The 20,344-nt window shown below is 39.0% G+C and carries 14 protein-coding genes; 6 read left to right on the top strand and 8 right to left on the bottom strand.

Annotated elements, in window-relative coordinates; genetic code table 11:
• Positions 1-90: 90 nt before the first annotated feature.
• Complete coding sequence (locus ESZ39_RS01320) at positions 91-1,305, bottom strand: endonuclease/exonuclease/phosphatase family protein (RefSeq protein WP_146877986.1); 1,215 nt, start codon at positions 1,303-1,305, stop codon at positions 91-93.
• A gap of 8 nt (positions 1,306-1,313) precedes the next feature.
• The gene (locus ESZ39_RS01325) at positions 1,314-1,946 is read right to left on the bottom strand and encodes a TetR/AcrR family transcriptional regulator (RefSeq protein WP_146877987.1); all 633 of its coding nucleotides are present in this window, start codon (positions 1,944-1,946) and stop codon (positions 1,314-1,316) included.
• 685 nt (positions 1,947-2,631) lie between these two features.
• Here ESZ39_RS01325 and ESZ39_RS01330 point away from each other — a divergent pair.
• The 3 genes from ESZ39_RS01330 (at position 2,632) to deoA (ending at position 7,764) form a co-directional block, all read left to right on the top strand.
• A complete protein-coding gene (locus ESZ39_RS01330) occupies positions 2,632-5,808 on the top strand; it encodes a TonB-dependent receptor (protein ID WP_146877988.1) in 3,177 nt (1,058 codons plus the stop codon).
• A gap of 207 nt (positions 5,809-6,015) precedes the next feature.
• Positions 6,016-6,435: a cytidine deaminase gene (locus ESZ39_RS01335; protein WP_146877989.1), complete on the top strand. Its 420-nt coding sequence runs from the start codon at positions 6,016-6,018 to the stop codon at positions 6,433-6,435.
• Positions 6,436-6,447: 12 nt separating this feature from the next.
• Positions 6,448-7,764, top strand: coding sequence for a thymidine phosphorylase (gene deoA / locus ESZ39_RS01340; RefSeq protein ID WP_146877990.1), 1,317 nt, complete (start codon positions 6,448-6,450; stop codon positions 7,762-7,764).
• Positions 7,765-7,895: 131 nt separating this feature from the next.
• Here the strand turns inward: deoA and ESZ39_RS01345 are convergent, their stop codons facing one another.
• From ESZ39_RS01345 to udk, 4 genes are all read right to left on the bottom strand, one after another.
• The gene (locus ESZ39_RS01345) at positions 7,896-8,474 is read right to left on the bottom strand and encodes a thymidine kinase (protein WP_146877991.1); all 579 of its coding nucleotides are present in this window, start codon (positions 8,472-8,474) and stop codon (positions 7,896-7,898) included.
• A 62-nt stretch (positions 8,475-8,536) separates the two neighbouring features.
• Positions 8,537-9,310, bottom strand: a complete 774-nt coding sequence (gene deoC / locus ESZ39_RS01350) for a deoxyribose-phosphate aldolase (RefSeq protein ID WP_146877992.1) — start codon at positions 9,308-9,310, stop codon at positions 8,537-8,539.
• Positions 9,311-9,406: 96 nt separating this feature from the next.
• Positions 9,407-10,651, bottom strand: coding sequence for a NupC/NupG family nucleoside CNT transporter (locus ESZ39_RS01355; RefSeq protein WP_146877993.1), 1,245 nt, complete (start codon positions 10,649-10,651; stop codon positions 9,407-9,409).
• 80 nt (positions 10,652-10,731) lie between these two features.
• The gene (gene udk, locus ESZ39_RS01360; RefSeq protein ID WP_146877994.1) at positions 10,732-11,376 is read right to left on the bottom strand and encodes a uridine kinase; all 645 of its coding nucleotides are present in this window, start codon (positions 11,374-11,376) and stop codon (positions 10,732-10,734) included.
• A gap of 290 nt (positions 11,377-11,666) precedes the next feature.
• Between udk and ESZ39_RS01365 the strand changes: the two genes are divergently transcribed.
• Positions 11,667-12,878: a phosphopentomutase gene (locus tag ESZ39_RS01365; RefSeq protein WP_146877995.1), complete on the top strand. Its 1,212-nt coding sequence runs from the start codon at positions 11,667-11,669 to the stop codon at positions 12,876-12,878.
• Positions 12,879-12,967: 89 nt separating this feature from the next.
• Positions 12,968-15,235 carry a TonB-dependent receptor gene (locus ESZ39_RS01370; protein ID WP_146877996.1) on the top strand — a complete coding sequence of 756 codons (2,268 nt, stop codon included), beginning with the start codon at positions 12,968-12,970 and terminating at the stop codon, positions 15,233-15,235.
• A gap of 276 nt (positions 15,236-15,511) precedes the next feature.
• Here ESZ39_RS01370 and ESZ39_RS01375 read toward each other — a convergent pair whose 3' ends face one another.
• Complete coding sequence (locus tag ESZ39_RS01375) at positions 15,512-16,564, bottom strand: 3-deoxy-7-phosphoheptulonate synthase (RefSeq protein ID WP_146877997.1); 1,053 nt, start codon at positions 16,562-16,564, stop codon at positions 15,512-15,514.
• Between the two features lie 128 nt (positions 16,565-16,692).
• Positions 16,693-17,502: a pyruvate, water dikinase regulatory protein gene (locus ESZ39_RS01380; protein WP_146877998.1), complete on the bottom strand. Its 810-nt coding sequence runs from the start codon at positions 17,500-17,502 to the stop codon at positions 16,693-16,695.
• Between the two features lie 251 nt (positions 17,503-17,753).
• On the opposite strand from ESZ39_RS01380, the gene ppsA reads away from it, so the two are divergent.
• Positions 17,754-20,132, top strand: a complete 2,379-nt coding sequence (ppsA, locus tag ESZ39_RS01385) for a phosphoenolpyruvate synthase (RefSeq protein WP_146877999.1) — start codon at positions 17,754-17,756, stop codon at positions 20,130-20,132.
• The last annotated feature ends 212 nt before the right edge of the window (positions 20,133-20,344 follow it).

Here is a 20,344-nt window from a genome sequence, read left to right on the forward strand (position 1 = left end):
TTTATTTCCGCTAAATATTATTGGTAGATATAACTGCTTAACTCGGTTGAATTTAACTCAGTTGAATTTAACTTGGCTAATTTAAAACAGTTATTTATTAATTGGCTTTTTAAACTTTACGTCCACCCAAACCAGTCGGTGATCTGACGAGGCAGCACGGTCTTTTATTAAACGAAACTCAGCTGCATTTGCTTTTGGCCAAAATATACCTGAGCCAAGCACATCAAATTGTGCTTTTGCAGGTAAAACATAGTCGGCTCGCATGCCCCAAAATGCGGTGTGATTTTTTGCATTTGGATTGTTTTTTCGGTGTAGCTTTCCTCCTTCGCTACTTGGTTTAGCATCAACAACTCGGGGATGATTTATTAAACGCTCAATGCCCGACTTTATTGCACTACCCTCTATTGCATCGGCATTTAAATCACCCAATATAACAAAAGCTTTATCTTGAGCTAAACCACCAAAATGCTGATTATCGTCATAAATGTAATTGGATAACGAAGGGGTTAGGTAATCACTCCAGAAACGTATTTCATCAAAGTTTCGTTTGCCGTTTCTGTCTTCTGGTCCATCAAATACCGGTGGGGTAGGATGGCTTGCCAAAATGTGCAATTCATGACCATTGACGTTGACCGGAATATCCCAGTGAGATTTAGACGATAGTCTAAAGTTATTCCACGCTTGCTCATTATACCAAGGCGTTTTTGAATCAGGATTTACTGGTATTAAGGCATTGGGCATATCGCGCCATTTAAACAGTTGAAAGGTTCTGATTTTTTCTTCAACAATAGGATATTTCGATAACAATGCCATGGCGAAATGCCCCGAAAAAAGCCCATAACCATAGGCATCATTGGGTAATTCACCTATTTTGTTATCATTGTTTAAGTCATCACCAGAAGCAACACCGGTATTAACTGGGCCTTGATAAAAATAAGGGTAATCAACAGCCGCATTACTTTGCTGACTTCTTGCTAAATAATCGCTTAAAAAGCGTTTTAGTGATTGATGTTTAGGATCATTACCATCAAATTCATTCAATAAAATAATATCAGGATTTACTCGTTGAATAATTTCAGCAATATTTTTAATTTGTTGATGATTTTCTACTAACGCTGTGGCCAACTCATCTCCTGTAGGCTTTGGTTCTTTGCCTAATTCTGAAGGTAAGTAATTTAATGCTTCCATGCTGACATTAAAAGTGGCAATGCGTAAGCTTGACGTTGAATTGTTTGATGTTTGTGACATAGCAACACCTGAGTAGACTAGCAAGGTAGTTGCCACTAAATGGGTTAATACTCGCATATAAATTCCTATTTTAAACCGCAACCACGTAATATAAAATCAGTTAAAAACTCGGTAACTTGGGTTATATCGTCTTCTTCGTAGTCGGCACGATTCATAATGGTTAATATTTGTTGTTCAAAATCAGCATAATGTTGAGTTGAAGACCAAATTAAGAAGATAAGCTTTACCGGGTCAACATTTTTCATTTCACCGCTATCGATCCACACTTGAAATACTTTAGCTTTCTCCCTTACCCATTGGCGTAAATAGGTGCGAGAAAACTCTTTCAAGTGTAATGCCCCTTGTATAATTTCCATAGCATAAATTTTAGATGCCTGAGGGTGTTCAAAAGACATTTTTACTTTCGAAGCAATAAACTTTTCAATTGCCACAACAGGACCGTCGTTAATATCAAGCTCACCAATGCCTTGATCCCAGGTATCCAAAGTTAACTGCAACACCGCATGATAGATATTTTCTTTATTTTTGAAATAATATAATACGTTGGCTTTTGGCAGATTTGCACTGTCAGCGATAGACTGAACAGTAGCGCCTTTAAAGCCTTGAAGAATAAACTCTTTTTGAGCCGCAGCTAAAATTACAGTTTCACTGCGGGCCCGAATACTTCCTTGCTTTTCATTGCTGGTATTGTTGCTCACGTGAATAACCTTTCTTTTTATATTTTTATATTCATTAACGCTATTGTAGTAGGTTAATATTACAGTTGCTGGCTGATCTAAGCCGATAAAAAATTAAAACTTTAACTGTTAGCATGGTTAGAAATTTTACGGATTTAATGTGCTACATACACCGATGAACTAATGCCCATGGGTTAAAAGCTGGTTAGTTTAACTAAATATAGTGTTAAGACACTGTTTTAATAAGTTTTGTCTTACTTCATAAGTATTTTTTTGATGTTTTTTAAAAAATAGTTTACCTATGGTTAATTTATATTAGTTAATACAGGCCTTTATTAACTTGGCTAAAATCATACTTTATTTTATCTTGACCAAATGGTTTGTTTTTATCATGTTTTGTTATAGTTAATTGAATTTAATCTGATTATAGTTATAAGGTGTTTTTAGGCATGTTTTAAAAACAAGACTAGGCTATTGTTATATATAGCTTTAAGTGCCTTCGCTTTGTTTTGCTGTTTCGTAAAGTTAAAAAATATAAATTCACAGCAAGTGACCTGTAAAATTTTGTAATGAAAATGTAAGAAAACTCTGTTTTAATTTCACGGTAGATAGACTTAAAAAAATAATAAATAGCATTAAAATTAACTCAGTAAAACTTACATAAAACACTTAATAAATAAAAACTTAACTTATATCAAGGAATAACATGATGAAAACTCATCGTCTCTCAAGTATTACGGGCGCAATCGTACTTGCGCTTGGATTGTCAACATCGGCCATGGCTGATGATACGTCATCGTCAATTCGCGGCAACATTCTAACCAACAATGGCAGTGTCGTTACTGATGCAACAATTACTATTGTTCACGAACCTTCAGGTACACGTAAAACTTTAAAGGTTAATGACACCGGTAATTTTTCTGCTCAAGGTTTACGTGTTGGCGGTCCATATACCATCACTATTGATTCTGATGTCTATGCAGATAAAACCCTTAAAGGTATTTACATTACTTTAGGTGATGTATTTCGAATTAATGAAGTATTACAAGATACTAATATTGAACGTATTGCTGTGACAGGTTCTTCAGCATTTTTTGACCCGTCAAAAGGTTCATCAAGTGTTTTTAGTGGTGATGATTTGACTAAATCAGCAGCATTTAACCGTGATTTAAAAGACATTGTTCGACAAAACCCAATGGCCGTTGTTAGTAATGACGGCAATTCCTTATCTTTAGCAGGCAGTAACCCTAAATATAACAGTTTGGCGGTTGATGGTGTCAACCTTAACGATGACTTTGGTTTAGCCGGTAACGGTTACCCAACAGAACGTTCTCCGATTGCCTTTGATTCAATTGCTCAAATCAGTGTCGCTATCGCACCATTTACCGCCAAAGAAGGTGGTTTTTCTGGTGGTAAAGTTAGTGTAGTGACTAAATCGGGTACTAACGAATTTCATGGTTCTATGTTTATCGAGCAAGCTAAAGATGCTTGGGCAGGAACACCTGAAACAGATGACGGCGATACAATTGATTTAAAATTTGATGAAGAGACTTGGGGCGCAACTTTCGGTGGCCCCATTATTAAAGACAAATTATTCTTCTTTGCGTCATACGAAACTTTTGAATCACCAAGTGCGGTAGATAAAGGCCCATCAGATTCAAATGTAGCCAATAAAGTTAGCCAAGTGTCGCAAGCAGAAGTTGATCGCGTGGTCAATATTGCTAAAGATAAATATGGCTATGATGCCGGTAGTTGGGACAACTCTATTCCACTAGAAGATGAAAAATATTCATTGAAGTTAGATTGGAATATTAATGAAGACCATCGTGCGACTTTTACTTATGCTCATGGTTCTAGTAATAGCGCCGGTAATCAGGGTGGTGGTAGATCTGATGACTTGTACCTATCTTCTCATTGGTATAATCGCTCTAACGAGTTTGACACTTACGTTGCTCAAGTATTTTCAAACTGGAATCAAGAGTTTTCAACAGAAGTTAAGGTATCGAAAAAGGAATCTATTAACGGTCAAGTATCACTAGGTGGTTATGAATTTGGTGAAGTTAAAATTGACACCGTTAATGGTGGCGAAATTATGTTGGGCGCTGATGATAGTCGCCACGCAAACCAGTTAACCAATGAAACCCTACAAGTGCGTATTAGTGGTGATTACTTGTATGAAGATCATGCGATTTCATTTGGTTGGGAATACGAAAAAGTAGATGTTTATAACCTCTTTATGCAACACTTTCTAGGGTCTTGGTATTTTGATAGTATTGATGATTTTGAAACGGGTAAAGCTGACTCGTTTGAATACCAAAACAATCCGAGTTTAAACCGTGATGATGCTGCCGCTGCATTTGCGCTTGAAAACCACGCTTTTTATATTGAAGATAGTTGGGATATAAACGACTCACTTAACGTAACTTATGGTTTACGTTATGAATCAACAGTTAATGATGATGCACCAAACTTTAATGAAAGCTTCTTCGACCGCTATGCTTATGCAAATAATGAAAATCTTGACGGTTTAGATATCATTTTACCACGCTTTGGCTTTACTTGGAGCGCAACTGATGAGTTAACTATCCGTGGTGGTGCTGGTTTATTTAGTGGTGGCCGTCCAAATGTATTTATCTCAAATGCGTTCAGTAATGACGGCTCTAGAATTGCGTCATATCGTAGTTTTGGTGATGACATCGCAGCGAATACATTTTTACAAGATGCAGACCCAAGCGGTATTCCTCAGCACGCACAAGATCAAATTGCTCAGTCTGAGTTAGGTGGACCAAACTCTAACATAGATGCAATCGATCCAAACTTTGAAATACCTACCACGTGGCAATATAGTTTAGCTGCAGATTATGTTGCTAACCTAAGTAACATAGGTTTAGGAGACGATTGGCGCATCAGTGGTGAAGTGCTTTACAAAGACATTCAAAAAGATATGGCTTGGTCTGATCTTTCGCGTACATTAGATACCTCAAAGGGTAATAATGGTTTAACCGTTGAAGGTCGTCCAATTTATACTTTTGCCAATCCTAATAGAGATGATCGTGATGTATCATTAACTAATACCTCTGGTGGCCATACGTTAATTGAAACACTGAGCATCGCAAAAAATTGGCAGAGTGGTGTTAAAGCTAACTTTTCATATACCCATTCAACTATTCGTAACCGTGTAGATGCTACGGGCACTTCGTCAAACACTGCATATAACTATAATCCAGTAGTTGACCCTGAAAACCCTGGTGTAGGTACATCGGCATATCAAGTTAAACATCGTTTAACGTTTAACCTTTCATACAATACTGAAATGTTTGAAGGTTATAACACCGGTATGCATATGTTTTGGGAACGTAAATCAGGTAGACCATTTAGTTACTTGTTAGGCTATAACAACCGCGACGGTTTATCAGGAAACTTAGATCTTACTACCGCTAATTTACCTTATATTCCAACCAGTGCCAGTGATGGTGCGGTTGATTTCGATAATGGCTTAAGCTACGACGATATTATGGCCGAGCTAGCAACTGCTGGTATTAGCTCTGATGGTGGTTATCTTGACAAGAATGCTTATACAGCACCTTGGACAACGACTATGGATTTACGCTTTGAACAAGAAATCCCAGGTTTCTTAGCAGGCCATAAAGGTTTGTTCTATGTTGATATTAAAAACGCATTAGCTATTTTTGATGAAGGTGCTGCACGTGTTTACCAATTGCCATTTGGTCAATCGGCAACAGAATTACTCGATTACAGCATTAACGATGCCGGTCAATACGTCTATGAAAGTGCAAACATTTCTGAAGGAGAGACTCCTGCTCGATTTAAAGACCGTGAGTCTACGTGGTCTATGAAGATTGGTGTTAAATATACTTTCTAATCATTTTTAAACCTTGTTAACAAAGCCAGCAGTAATGTTGGCTTTTTTTTTATCTTTAAATTTATCATTAAATAACGATCTAAAAATAAGCTAATGGCAATACACTTTAATAGATTTTATTTAACGTTTTTTTTCTGTTGCTTTTCTATTCCTGATTTACTAGGATAGAGTATAAGTTGACCACATGGTCAGATAAAGGCTCCTATAATGTCAAATATTGAAGATAATGTAATATCAACGCTGGTTAATGCAGCAAAAGTAGGCTTTGAAAACGCCTATGCACCTTATAGTAACTTTCATGTTGGTGCCGCAGCGTTAACGGCTAGCGGTAAAATAGTTAAAGGCTGTAACGTAGAGAATGCCTCTTATGGGCTAACGGTTTGTGCTGAGCGTAATTGTTTAGCACAAGGGGTTATTTCAGGTGAACAAGCATTTTCAGCCATGGTTATTTATACCAATCAGGAAAAATTAACGCCACCTTGTGGTGCTTGTCGACAAGTCATTGTTGAATTTTTAGCGCCCGACGCACTTGTTATGGCGGTTAATCACAACAATGATAAAAAGCAATGGACAGTTAATGAATTATTACCGGATGCTTTTACGCCCAAAGATTTACTTGAAAAATAAGGATTTTAGTTCATGTTATTACCGCAAGAAATAATTCGTACCAAACGTGATGGTGGTTCACTCTCCCAAGCACAAATTCAAAGCTTTGTTGATGGCCTAGTCACATCAGATTTTAATGATGCTCAAGCCGGCTCAATGGCAATGGCGATTTTTCAAAAAGGCATGCAAACCCGTGAAATTATCGATTTTACCATGGCGATGAAAAATTCAGGTGACGTATTGTCATGGCCAGAATTAGACGGCCCAGTAGTTGATAAACATTCAACCGGTGGTGTTGGCGATAAGGTCAGCTTTATGTTGGCCGCTATTGTCGCAGCCTGTGGTGCTTATGTCCCGATGATTGCAGGCCGTGGCTTGGGCCACACCGGTGGAACAGCAGATAAACTAGAAAGCATTGCTGGCTTTAATGTCCAACCTAGTATCGCCGAATTTAAAACTATTGTAAAAGATTTAGGTATGGCGATTATCTCTCAAACTGATAATTTAGCGCCTGCCGATAAACGCTTATATGGTATCCGTGATATTACTGCCACGGTGGAATCTATTCCGTTGATTACGGCGTCTATATTGTCGAAAAAATTGGCGGCAGGGCTTGATACTTTGGTTATGGACGTTAAAGTTGGTAACGGTGCAATGATGTCAAATATTGATGATGCTAAAGCGCTAGCGCAAAGTATTGTTAATGTGGCTAATGGTGCTGGTGTACCGACGCAAGCTATTATCACAGATATGAACCAAGTATTAGGTGCAACAGCAGGTAATAGCTTGGAAATGGCCGAAACGGTTAAATATTTAACTGGCACGCTGCGTGAACCTCGCTTACATGCCGTGGTCGTAGCATTAGCTAAAGCGATGTTAGTGAGTGCAAAAGTTGTAGACACTGAAGAGGCCGCATTGGCAAAAATTAATAGTGTGTTAGCTTCTGGCGCTGCAGCTGAAGTATTTAGTAAAATGATTCACGCCTTAGGTGGCCCAAGTGACTTTATGGAAGATCCTTGGCGTTCAATGCAACGCGCCGCATGTATTAAAGATGTTATTGCATTAGATCATGGTTACATTAATGGTATGCAAACCCGTGATATTGGCTTGGCTGTAGTGGGCTTAAAAGGTGGACGGACAGCAAATGGTCAGAAAATTGATCATAGTGTTGGTTTTGACCGAGTATTGCCCATTGGTACCTTAGTTAACCGTGGCGATGTGGTGGCCCGAGTACATGCTAGAGATGAAAGCTCTGCACTATTAGCCAGTTTACAGTATCAAGGGGCTTTAGTTATTGATGACAAGCAAGCGGAGCAACAACCGGTTATTTATCAAACTATTTCCGCTTAAGGTTAATAAACGTAGGGTTAATCAACCTAGTGTTAATAAATGAGCATTATTGAAATAAGTAAAATAACAAGGAATGCCATGGCATTCCTTGTTATTAGTTATGTTAAATATTAAATAGGGTAGTCGCTTAGTTAATGCCAAACGAGGGCTTTAAAATGCCGACGACATAAAGACTCGTAACGCTCATTACCCCCCACTTCTATCTGTTTGCCACCTTTAACTGCATTGCCATGTTCATCACAGCGCATGACAAAATTCGCTTTTTTACCACAATGACAAATGGTTTTTAATTCGACTAATTTATCAGCCCAAGCAAGAAGTGCGGCACTACCAACAAAGGTTTCACCAAGAAAATCAGTGCGAATACCATAGGCTAAAACAGGAACTTTTAATTCATCGACAATATCGGTTAATTGCCTTACTTGCGAAGTAGTTAAAAACTGGGCTTCATCAATTAATATACAAGCAACGTTACCACTATTCATTTGGCGCTTCACTTGCTCGAAGATGTCTGATTTATCATCAAATAATAAAGCATCGGCATCGATACCTAATCTTGATGATACTTTGCCCTTGGCAAACCTATCGTCAATTTTTGCGGTGAACAGCAATGTTGCTAAACCACGTTCACGATAATTATACGAAGACTGCAATAAATGGGTCGACTTACCGGCATTCATGGTTGAATAATAAAAATATAATTGCGCCATCGCTATATTGAGATCCTAATTATGGTTGTTGGGGGGTATTTAATCGGTCAGGTGCAATGTGATTAATAGCTTGTTGGCTCAGCCGTTTGTTTACTCGCCCCTAAGGTATTAAGTAAATTGGTTAATAGGCTGCTGGCGCCAAATCTAAAGTGCGCTTTAGTCGCCCAATCTGCGCCTAAAATATTTTCAGCTAAATCAAGATAAATTGCGGCATCTTCAGCGTTTTTTACGCCGCCAGCAGGTTTAAAACCTATCTGAGTATTTTTAGCTTTAATGACGTTTAGCATCAGCTCAGCTGACCTAGGCGTGGCATTTACCGCAACTTTACCGGTTGAGGTTTTAATAAAGTCAGCACCTGCAGCAATACAAATTTCACTCGCTTGAGTAATAAGCTGGTCAGTTTTAAGCTCACCGGTTTCAATTATAACTTTCAGTTTAGTGTTATTGCCACAAGCTTGTTTACAGGCTTTTACAAGCTCGAACCCCAGGCTGTCATTACCGTTTATTAAGGCTTTGTAGGGAAAGACAACATCGACTTCATCTGCGCCATAGGCAACAGCGGCTCTAGTTTCAGCTACGGCAATATCAATGTCATCGTTACCGTGAGGAAAATTAGTTACCGTGGCAACTTTTATCTCAGGCGTACCTTGTGCCGCTAAGGTTTTCTTTGCTAATGGCACAAAACGCGGAAAGATACAGATAGCAGCGGTGTTACCACAAGGTGATTTAGCCTTTTGGCAGAGCTGAATAATATCATCAGCACTTTCAGCGTCAGTTAAACTGGTTAGATCCATCATGTTAAGTGCACGCTGTGCGTATGCTTCAATAGTACTCATATTCACCTCAAAAGCAAAATTTATCACTAATAATCGACAATTAATCTTAAATAACTGAGAGCTTAAAAGTGAGAGCTAATCTCTAATCCCTAACCGTTATAAGCTAACAAAAACCCCAGCAATCGCGGCACTCATTAAGTTAGCCATGGTCGCTGCTAGCATGGCTTTCATACCTAATCGTGCAATGTCAGGGCGACGATTAGGTGCCATTGACCCAATGCCACCTAATAAAATGGCAATAGAAGATAAGTTAGCAAAGCCACATAAAGCAAAGGTCACTATCGCTTGAGTTGCTGGAGATAGCGTATCTTTAATTTCAATAAAATTTACGTAGGCAAAGAATTCATTGACGACAATTTTTTGGCCAATAAAACTACCTGCTTGCAGCATCTCTTCAAATGGCACACCAATAAGGTAGGCAAATGGGGCAAAAATATAGCCCAGTAACCATTCAATGGTTATGCCTTCAAAGCCTAATAAGTTGCCAAAGCCTGAGACCATAGCATTAAGTAAGGCGATAATGGCAATAAAGGCCAACAACATTGCGCCTACGTTAACCGCAAGCTTCAAGCCTGAGGCGGCACCTGTGGCTGCGGCATCGATAACATTAACGGGTTTAGCGTCTGCTTCGGCCAATTCAACATCGCTATAATCATTATCAATGACTTCTGTTTCAGGCATCAGTAGTTTTGCCATCAGCAAGCCACCAGGTGCTGCCATAAATGATGCGGCAATTAAGTATTCAAGTTTAACGCCTAAGCCAGCATAGCCGGCTAATATTGAACCTGCGACCGAGGCTAAACCACCAACCATAATGGCGAAAAGCTCTGATTGACTCATTTTCGCGATATAGGGGCGAATAACTAAAGGAGCTTCTGTTTGGCCAACAAAAATATTAGCCGTGGCAGACAGTGACTCAGGTTTTGAGGTTTTTAATAGCTTTTGTAAACTACCGCCAATAATTTTTACTACCCATTGCATAATATTAAGGTAGTAAAGTACCGCGATAAGTGATGAAAAGAAGATAATAACGGGCAGCACACGAATAGCAAAAACAAAGCCCACACCGTTATCATACATGGCATCAGTGCCTAAACCGCCAAACAAGAAGTTTATGCCGGCCTGTGCACTGTTAATAACCTGTTGAACACCATTGGTTATTGAACCCAAAATATCTTTACCAAAAGGCACATAAAGTACAAATGCACCGAGTAATATCTGTAATGCAAAGGCAAAACCTACGGTTCGCCAGTTAATTGCGCTGCGATCTTTAGAGAAAAAAACCGCCACTGCCAATAACGCGAAAATGCCAATGACGCCTCTAAGTGCACCTAATTCCATAATTACCTCATAAATTGTTTTGTTATCATTATTATATTTACTTTAATTACATCAATTTTTAATTCTATTGTTGGTAAAAATTAAAGACGTCTCTGCATCAGTTGACGAATTTTTGCTTTTAGCATTTCTATTGCCATTCTATTTTTACCGCCACGAGTCACCACAACATCGGCAAAGGGTTTATTTGGCTGTATATGCTGGTGGTACATAGGACGAACAGTGGTTAAGTATTGTTCGGTGATTGACGCTATGCTGCGAGAACGTTCAAGCGTATCTCGCTTTATTCTGCGCACTAGACAAATATCGAGCGGGGTATCAATATATATTTTAATATTAAATTTGTCTCGCAATTCTTCATCGGCAAATAAAAGAATACCTTCAATTAAAATTATCGGTGTCGGTGCTAAATGTTGAGTTTCATCTAATCGGGTATGTGTTTTATAACAATAGGTGGGTATATCGACACTTTTATTTGCACTTAACTGACTTAAATGTTGCGATAGCAAACTATGTTCAAAGGCGTTAGGGTGATCATAATTTGTTTTTATACGTTCTGCCATCGAGAGATGAGATTGAGACTTGTAGTAAGAATCTTCTTTGATAATAGCAATACCGCTCGACCCTAGCTCAGGTAACAGTTCATCGTAAATAGTTTGAGCAAAAAGTGACTTTCCAGATGCCGAAGCACCGGTTACCGCAATAATCGTCGGTTTATTAGTTTGCAAAACAGAGAGCCTTAAAAATAGGGTTAAAAAAGGGTTAAGTTATTATTTATAACGATGTTGTTGTCGACAAGTCAACGCACTCGTATTATGAACTAATTATGCTGAGATTCATTAAAATTTAGGCAAAAGGGGACTTCGTGCCTTAAATATTTATAAAATATCTATTGTCTATAATTTATTGCTTGGTAAAGTATCACATGTTGACCATTTGGTCATGAAATTTATCGCTATAAACAAGGATGAATTTTTAAAATTTTTAAAATGCAACAATCTAATAACGGGAAATTAAAATGGCAAGAGCAATAGTTTTAGTAATCGACGGTTTTGGTATTGGGCATGCACCCGATGCGGCAGACTTTGGTGATATCAGTGCCAATACTTTTGCTAATTTAGCACGATATTTCAATCAGCACGAAAAACGTGAAATCAAATTAACTAATTTAGCAAAAATGGGCTTGGTTCAAGCCGCTTTTGAAGCTGGAAAAGCTAGTTTTCCTGTGGCAAAGCAAGCGCCTGTGCAAGGTGCCTATGGTTATGCGGCTGAGATCAGCACAGGTAAAGATACGCCAAGTGGCCATTGGGAAATGATGGGGGTACCGGTATTATTTGATTGGGACTACTTTCCAAAAGAAGGTAACGCTTTCCCCGCTGATTTGATTGAAAAAATCAACCAAGCAACTGGCTTTGAAGGTATTTTAGGCGATTGCCACGCATCAGGTACCGATATTATTAACCAACTTGGGCAAACGCATATTAAAACTGGATTGCCTATTTGCTATACCTCTGCTGATAGTGTGTTTCAGGTGGCGGCTCATGAAGAACACTTTGGCTTGGATAACCTCTATAAATATTGTGAAACAGTGCGTGAGTTACTTGCTGACAGAAATGTTGGCCGTGTTATCGCCAGACCTTTTGTTGGCAGTAGCCCTGAAGATTTTACCCGTACGGGTAATCGACGCGACTATTCTATTTTACCGCCAGCACCCACGGTGTTAGACACTTTCACTCAAGCCGGTGGTTATGTCATCAGTGTCGGTAAAATTGCTGACATTTATGCGCATCAAGGTATCAGCGAAAAAACTAAAGCCACGGGTATTGATGCCTTATTAGATGCAACTATTTCGCATATCAATACAGCACAAGATAATAGTCTGATATTTACTAATTTAGTCAATTTTGACCAAGACTACGGTCATCGCCGTGATCCGATAGGCTACGCTTTGGCATTAGAAAATTTTGATCAGCGTTTACCCGAAGTGATGGCGGCTATGAATGAAGATGATGTGCTTTTTTTAACCGCCGATCATGGTTGTGACCCAACTTGGCATGGTAACGACCATACGCGAGAATATGTACCTGTTATTGCATTCCACAAACAGATACGATCTGTTAATATTGGCGAACGTAGTACTTTTGCCGATATTGGTCAAACTATCGCAGAATTATTTAAATTAGATAAAATGCCCTATGGTACAAGCTTTTTGTCTGATCTTGAGCTATGAAACAACACTAATAACTTGGCACTCGCATAAAATGCAAGGCTAATAAAAAAATTTAAACAAAACATAAACAGTTCTTGGGAGAGTACTTAATGAATGTTTTTCAAAAAACGTCGCTCGCGCTTTGCGTCAATGCGGCTATTTTTGCGTGTGGTGCAGGTGTATCTACAGCTGCTTTAGCACAAGAAAATGCTAATAAAACCGATGTTGTCGGCGTTGAAGTTATTGAAGTAACTGCGCGTAAGCGTACTGAAAATATAAAAGATGTGCCTATTTCAGTATCAGCACTTACGGCTAAAAAACTTGAAGTATTAGGTTCTTCAGGTATGGATGTTAGATCACTGTCTGCAAAAGTACCAAGTTTATTAATCGAGTCTTCTTTTGGTCGAACGTTTCCACGTTTTTACATTCGTGGTTTAGGTAATACAGATTTTGACTTGCTAGCATCACAACCCGTTTCATTGATTTATGATGATGTTGTGTTAGAAAATGCCTTAACTAAAGGTATGCCAATGTTTGACATTGAACGTGTAGAAGTTTTGCGTGGTCCTCAAGGCACATTATTTGGCCGTAATACGCCAGCGGGCATTGTTAAAGTAGAATCGAAAAAGCCAACACAAGACTTTGACGCCAATATTTCTGGCTCGTATGGTAGTTTTGGTAGCACTGATTTTCGTGTTGCTGTTGGTGGTGGCTTAACAGACACTTTGTCAGCACGCATCGCATTATTACAACAAGACCGTGACGATTGGATTGACAACAAAGCACCTGGCTTTGAGCAAAAAGATCAATTAGGCGGTTACGCTGAAACCGCAGGCCGTTTGCAACTATTGTGGGAACCAAGTGACGATTTTTCTGCGTTGTTTAATTACCATTATCGCGATGCCCAAGCCGATTCACGCGTTTTCAGAGCCAATATCATTAAACCTGGCACCAATGACTTAATTGATAACTTTGACCGCGAAACTGTATTTCAAGATGCTGCTGTTCGTAATAACCAAACGGTTGATATGAAAGGCGCTAGTTTAAAAATCGAATACAATATGGGTAATCATACCTTAACATCTGTAACCGGTTATGAGTCAGCTGAAATGTTTTCAGTAGGCGATATTGATGGTGGTTACGGTGCTGCATTCTTAGATGATTACATGGGACCTGGTTTTATTCCTTTCCCTTCTGAAACTGGCGCTAGAATGCCAGATCATAAGCAACTTACTCAAGAAATACGTATCGCGAGTAACGACTTAGGTAAGTTAGATTATCAATTCGGTTATTTCTTATTTGATGAAGACTTAACGATTAATAATTTAAGTTTTAATACCTTAGGCGGCGGAGTACAAGACGGTATTGCGATACAACAAATGAAAACTTCAGCCTGGGCAGTTTTTGCGTCACTCGATTATGAAGTCTCTAATAAGTTAAGCATTAACGGTGGTTTACGCTATTCAGATGATAAACGTGACTGGGATGGAGAATTAGTTCAGTCACCATTTGGTGCGCCAAGTTTTTCTGAAAGTAATAATGTGCAAGACTCACAAGTGAGCGGTGATTTAAGTGCTACTTATGTATTAAACGATGAAACTAACGTTTATGCACGTTTAGCTCGCGGTTACCGTGCGCCAAGTATTCAAGGTCGTAGTTTATTATTCTCGGCAAATTCAACAACAGCAGATTCTGAAACAGTAGATTCTGTAGAAACAGGTTTTAAATCGGTATTTTTAGAAAACACCGCGCGTGTTGATGGCTCAGTATATTACTACGTTGTTAATGATCAGCAGCTAACGGCTGTTGGTGGTTCGGGTAACGTAGCAAGCCTACTCAACGCAGATAAATCAGTGGGTTATGGTTTTGAGCTTGACTCAGAATACTTTGTTACCCCCAACCTAGCATTAACAGCGAGCCTAAGTTATAACCACACAGAATTGCAAGATAGCAATGTTGCTGTGCCGGGTTGTGGCGGTGGTTGTACGGTAACGTCACCATTAAATAGTGACGGTTTAGCCTTGATTGATGGTAACTCATTACCACAATCGCCTGAGTGGATTTCAAACTTAGCGGCCCGTTGGACGAAAGAAATGGGTGAAGGTCAACTTTATGTTTACACTGATTGGTCTTACCGTAGCGAAGTTAACTTCTTCTTATACGAGTCAACAGAGTTTACTGGTGATGCGTTATTAGAAGGTGGTGTTCGTGTTGGTTACGAATGGTATACAGATAATGCAGAATACGAAGTGGCAGTTTTTGGTCGTAATATTACCGATGAAGAAAAACTTACCGGTGCTATCGATTTCAACAATTTAACCGGCTATGTTAATGAACCGCGCTTTTGGGGTGTTGAATTTAAAGCTAACTTCTTTTAATCAGCAGAGTAGCTTTAAAAATAGTTCAGAAATAGTTTAGAAAGTTAGTATAAAAAAAGCCAGTGATCATTTTGATCACTGGCTTTTTTATGTACAGGATGTACGGTCAGTTTTTTAGTTCCAGACAAAAACTAGTACCAAGATCCATGTCGGCAATATCGCGGGTGCATGGCTGTTCCTAACCATCCATGGCTCCATGGCATTAGTGCACCCTTGTACGTCGATGCACCCCAGGCTGTATTATTTTCTAAATTCAGTTACCTGATAACAGATTACTTATAACATTCTTATTTTAATCGCATTTGCTAAAACACTGAGAATCTCTTCACTAGTATCTAAGTCAATACAAGCATCAGTAATACTTTGTCCATAAACCAAAGGCTGCTCGGCGACTACTTTTTGATTACCTGCCACAATAAAACTTTCAATCATAATACCAAAGATAGATTGGTTGCCAGCTTGTATTTGCTCAGCTAGTGATTGTGCTACATCCATTTGTTTATTATGATCTTTATAGCTGTTCCCATGACTACAATCGATCATTACTTTCTCTGCTAATGCAGATTTAGTCAATGTTTCACCAGTAGCCTTGATATACTCTTGTTGATAGTTCGGTGTTTTACCACCGCGTAAAATAACGTGAGCAAAAGGGTTGCCATGGGTTTGATAAATACACATTTGACCACTTTTATTTGGCGAATAAAGTACATGTGGCACACTGGCCGCTTTAATGGCGTCAACCGCAATTTGAATATTGCCATCGGTACCGTTTTTAAAACCAACCGGGCAAGAAAGTGCAGAAGCCAGTTCTCTATGTACTTGGCTCTCTGTGGTACGTGCGCCAATAGCGCCCCAACTGATCAAATCAGAAATATATTGACCAGTGACCATATCTAAAAATTCAGTGCCGGCAGCTAAGCCTAATTTATTGATTTGCAGTAGCAAATTACGCGCTAGGTTGAGTCCTTTAGCGACCTGAAATGATTTATCTAAATCAGGGTCACTAATTAAACCTTTCCAACCTACGGTTGTGCGAGGTTTTTCAAAATACACTCGCATGACAATCAATAATTCATCAGCATATTTTTCTTGCAAGACTTTTAATTTTTTAGCGTAGTCTATTGCGGCATCAGTATCATGAATAGAACAAGGGCCAATAATGACCAGTAGGCGTTTATCATCACCCTTAATAATGGCCTCAATATCCTTGCGGCTATTGATAATAAAATTCGCGGTTTCATCGTCAAGTGGGATCTGCTGAGCAAGTTCAGCAGGAGAAACTAAATTGTCAATTAATGTGGTTCTAAATTCATCAGTTTTTATGGTCATGGGCTATCAAATACTTGTTAGCCTGCATATAGATATGCAGCGCAATAATAATATCGCGCTAACATAACGAAAATAGTTGGTTAAGTGAACCGCTTTCTAACTTTATTATATAACTAAATGCTCTTAAGCTAATATTTGTAGCGCTGAAGACCTGTTTCTGACAATATTTTCGCCGTTATTTCTTCAATAGAAAGCTTAGTGGTATTGAGGAACGGAATTTTTTCTTGTTTATATAATTTTTCTACTTCTCGTACTTCCATGCGACACTGGCGTGCTGATGAGTATTTAGTATTGGCCATTCTGCCATCGCGAATATCAACTAAACGTTCTGCATCTATGGTTAAACCAAATATTTTCTTTTTATGCATTTTTAAAAAAGTAGGTATTTGTAGTTCTTCCATATCATCATCAGTAAATGGGTAGTTTGCCGCTTTAATACCATATTGCAGGGCTAAGTAAAGTGCTGTTGGTGTTTTACCTGAGCGAGAAACACCGACCAGTATTACGTCAGCATGCTCATAGTTAGTGACATTTGAACCGTCATCGTTTGCCATAGAGTAATTAACCGCTTCGATGCGATAGTCATAACTATTCTCATGAATACTATGTGTTCTATGGGCTTTAGGCTTAGCTTCAATACCAAGCTCTTGCTCAAGAGGCGCAACAAAGTGTTCAAGAAAATTATAAATAACGCCGTCACAAGCGTCGATAATTTCTCTAATGTCTGGATTGACGAAGGTATGAAAGACCAGTGGCGGTAAGCCAGTTCGCTTCGCTGCTTTATTTATCCGCTTACAAGCCTCAAGTGCTTTTTCTTTTGTTTCGACAAAAGGAATGGTGTCGTGCTCAAATTCCATAGGAAAAAGTGATAATAAGGCATGACCAAAAACTTCAGAAGTGATCGCTGTACCGTCAGAAATATAAAAAGCTGCTCGCATAGTTAATCCTATATATTATGCCGTGATGAATAGGGGATAATGCAATAGTCCCTGGTGAAAACTTACAAATAGTGCTTTAGTTTCAAGGTTAGCAGTGTAAAATGTCTGTAGCGTGAAATACACCATTTAATCAAACATACTTTGATAAAGGCGTTAAGAAAGCTATTTTTGGGCTATTTTCTGTTTATCGGTTAATAGATTCTTTTAAAATAGCTTTCTTAAATTTTATTATTTTCAGTGGAGATGTTGTCGTGCAAGAATATGTGCTTTGGTATGAAAATTTAGGAATGAATGATGTTGATCGCGTAGGCGGTAAAAATGCATCATTGGGTGAAATGATTTCAAATCTTTCAAATGTTGGTGTACAAGTGCCAGGGGGCTTTGCCACCACCTCATTTGCTTTTAATGAATTTCTAGAACAAAGCGGTCTGAACGATAAAATTTATCAGCTGTTAGATGATTTAGATGTCGGTGATATTAATGCCTTAGCCGAGTGTGGTGCTAAAATTCGTCAATGGGTTATCGACACGCCTTTTTTACCCGACATGCAGCAAGATATTGAAAAAGCTTACGCAAAACTTGCCGGTGGCTTTGCCGATGACGCTTCATTTGCCGTACGTTCGTCAGCAACCGCCGAAGATATGCCCGACGCTTCGTTTGCCGGCCAACAAGAAACTTTCCTCAATGTTCGCGGTTTAGACGCGGTAATGATCGCGATTAAACACGTATTTGCTTCACTTTTTAATGACCGCGCTATTTCTTACCGTGTACATCAAGGTTATGATCATCGTGGTGTTGCGCTTTCTGCCGGCATTCAGCGCATGGTACGCAGTGATATTTCTGCTAGTGGCGTGATGTTTTCAATTGATACTGAATCAGGTTTTGAAGATGTCGTTTTTATTACTTCAAGCTATGGTTTAGGCGAAATGGTGGTGCAAGGTGCGGTTAATCCAGATGAATTTTATGTTCATAAGCCAACATTAGCAAAAGGTAAACCTGCGGTTGTACGCCGCAATATTGGTAGTAAAGCCATTAAAATGATTTATGCTGATAATCCAGAGCACGGTAAACAAGTTGAAATTGTTGGTATTGACCAAGCACAATCAGATACTTTCTCTCTTACCGATCAAGAAGTTGAAGAATTAGCCAAACAAGCGGTAGTAATTGAAAAACATTACGGTCGTGCCATGGACATTGAATGGGCTAAAGACGGTCTAGACGGTAAGTTGTACATTGTACAAGCGCGACCAGAAACGGTTAAAAGCCGTGAAAATGCTAATGTGATGGAGCAATTTCAATTACAAGCCACCGCCAACATTATTTGTGAAGGTCGCTCGATTGGTCATAAAATAGGTAGTGGTAAAGCTAAGGTATTATCTTCACTGGCTGAAATGGATAAAATTTTACCGGGTGATGTGTTAGTTACCGATATGACGGATCCAGATTGGGAGCCTATCATGAAACGTGCTTCTGCTATTGTCACTAATCGTGGCGGCAGAACCTGTCATGCCGCGATTATTGCTCGTGAAATGGGGATTCCAGCGGTTGTTGGTTGTGGTAACGCGACTAGTAAAATATCGACAGGTGATGAAGTAACAGTTTCTTGTGCTGAAGGTGATACGGGCTTTATTTATCAAGGCCAATTAGACTTTACCGTTACCACTTCAGAAGTTGATTCAATGCCAGATTTACCATTGAAAATAATGATGAATGTCGGCAACCCCGATCGTGCTTTTGCTTTTGCTCGTTTGCCACATGCTGGCATTGGTTTGGCGCGTTTGGAGTTTATTATTAACAAAATGATTGGTGTGCATCCGAAAGCGTTATTGAATTTTGATGAGCAATCAGCAGAACTTCAAGAGGAAATTCGCGAGATTATTGCTGGTTATGACAACCCCGTTGAGTTTTATATTGCTAAGTTAACTGAAGGTATTTCTACCTTAGCTGCCGCCTACGCACCAGAAAAAGTGATTGTGCGTATGTCTGATTTTAAATCAAACGAATATGCAAACTTAGTCGGTGGTGAAGGCTTTGAGCCGGAAGAAGAAAACCCAATGATAGGTTACCGGGGTGCTTCACGTTATATCTCGAAAGATTTTAGAGATTGTTTTGCGCTGGAATGTGAGGCGATTAAACGCGTACGTAACGACATGGACATGACCCATGTTGAGATTATGATCCCATTTATTCGCACCCTTGGCGAAGCTGCAGCGGTTATTGATATTCTAGCAGAGCATGGTTTAAAACGTGGTGAAAATGGACTGCGTATTATTATGATGTGTGAATTACCCTCTAATGCTTTATTAGCCGATCAGTTTTTAGACTACTTTGATGGTTTCTCTATTGGCTCTAATGATTTAACGCAATTAACCTTAGGCTTGGATCGTGACTCTGGTTTAGTTGCTCACCTATTTGATGAGCGAGATCCTGCGATTAAAATTTTGTTAGAAATGGCGATTAAAGCCTGTAAGGCGCGTGGGAAATATGTCGGTATTTGCGGTCAAGGACCGTCAGATCATCCTGATTTTGCGGCATGGTTAGTCGAAAAGGGCATTGAAAGTTTATCACTGAACCCTGATACGGTATTACCCACTTGGTTATATTTAGCGGAACAGCACAATAAAAAGTAAATAACGGTTTAATCCCGCACAAATCTGCTACTTGAAGTTAAGTTAAAGTTAAGTTGAAGTGGCGCGGGTTTACATTAATTATACATTACTTTTTCATTAAACCACGCCTAGGTGCTTTTTATCATGACGATGATAAAAAAGTTCTTAGGCTTTTTTTGTTAACTGATCAAATTGACAATATGGCGTGATATAATATCAGCCACATAATATTG

The sequence above is a fragment of the Colwellia sp. C1TZA3 genome, from assembly GCF_007954265.1.
Lineage (GTDB): Bacteria > Pseudomonadota > Gammaproteobacteria > Enterobacterales > Alteromonadaceae > Cognaticolwellia.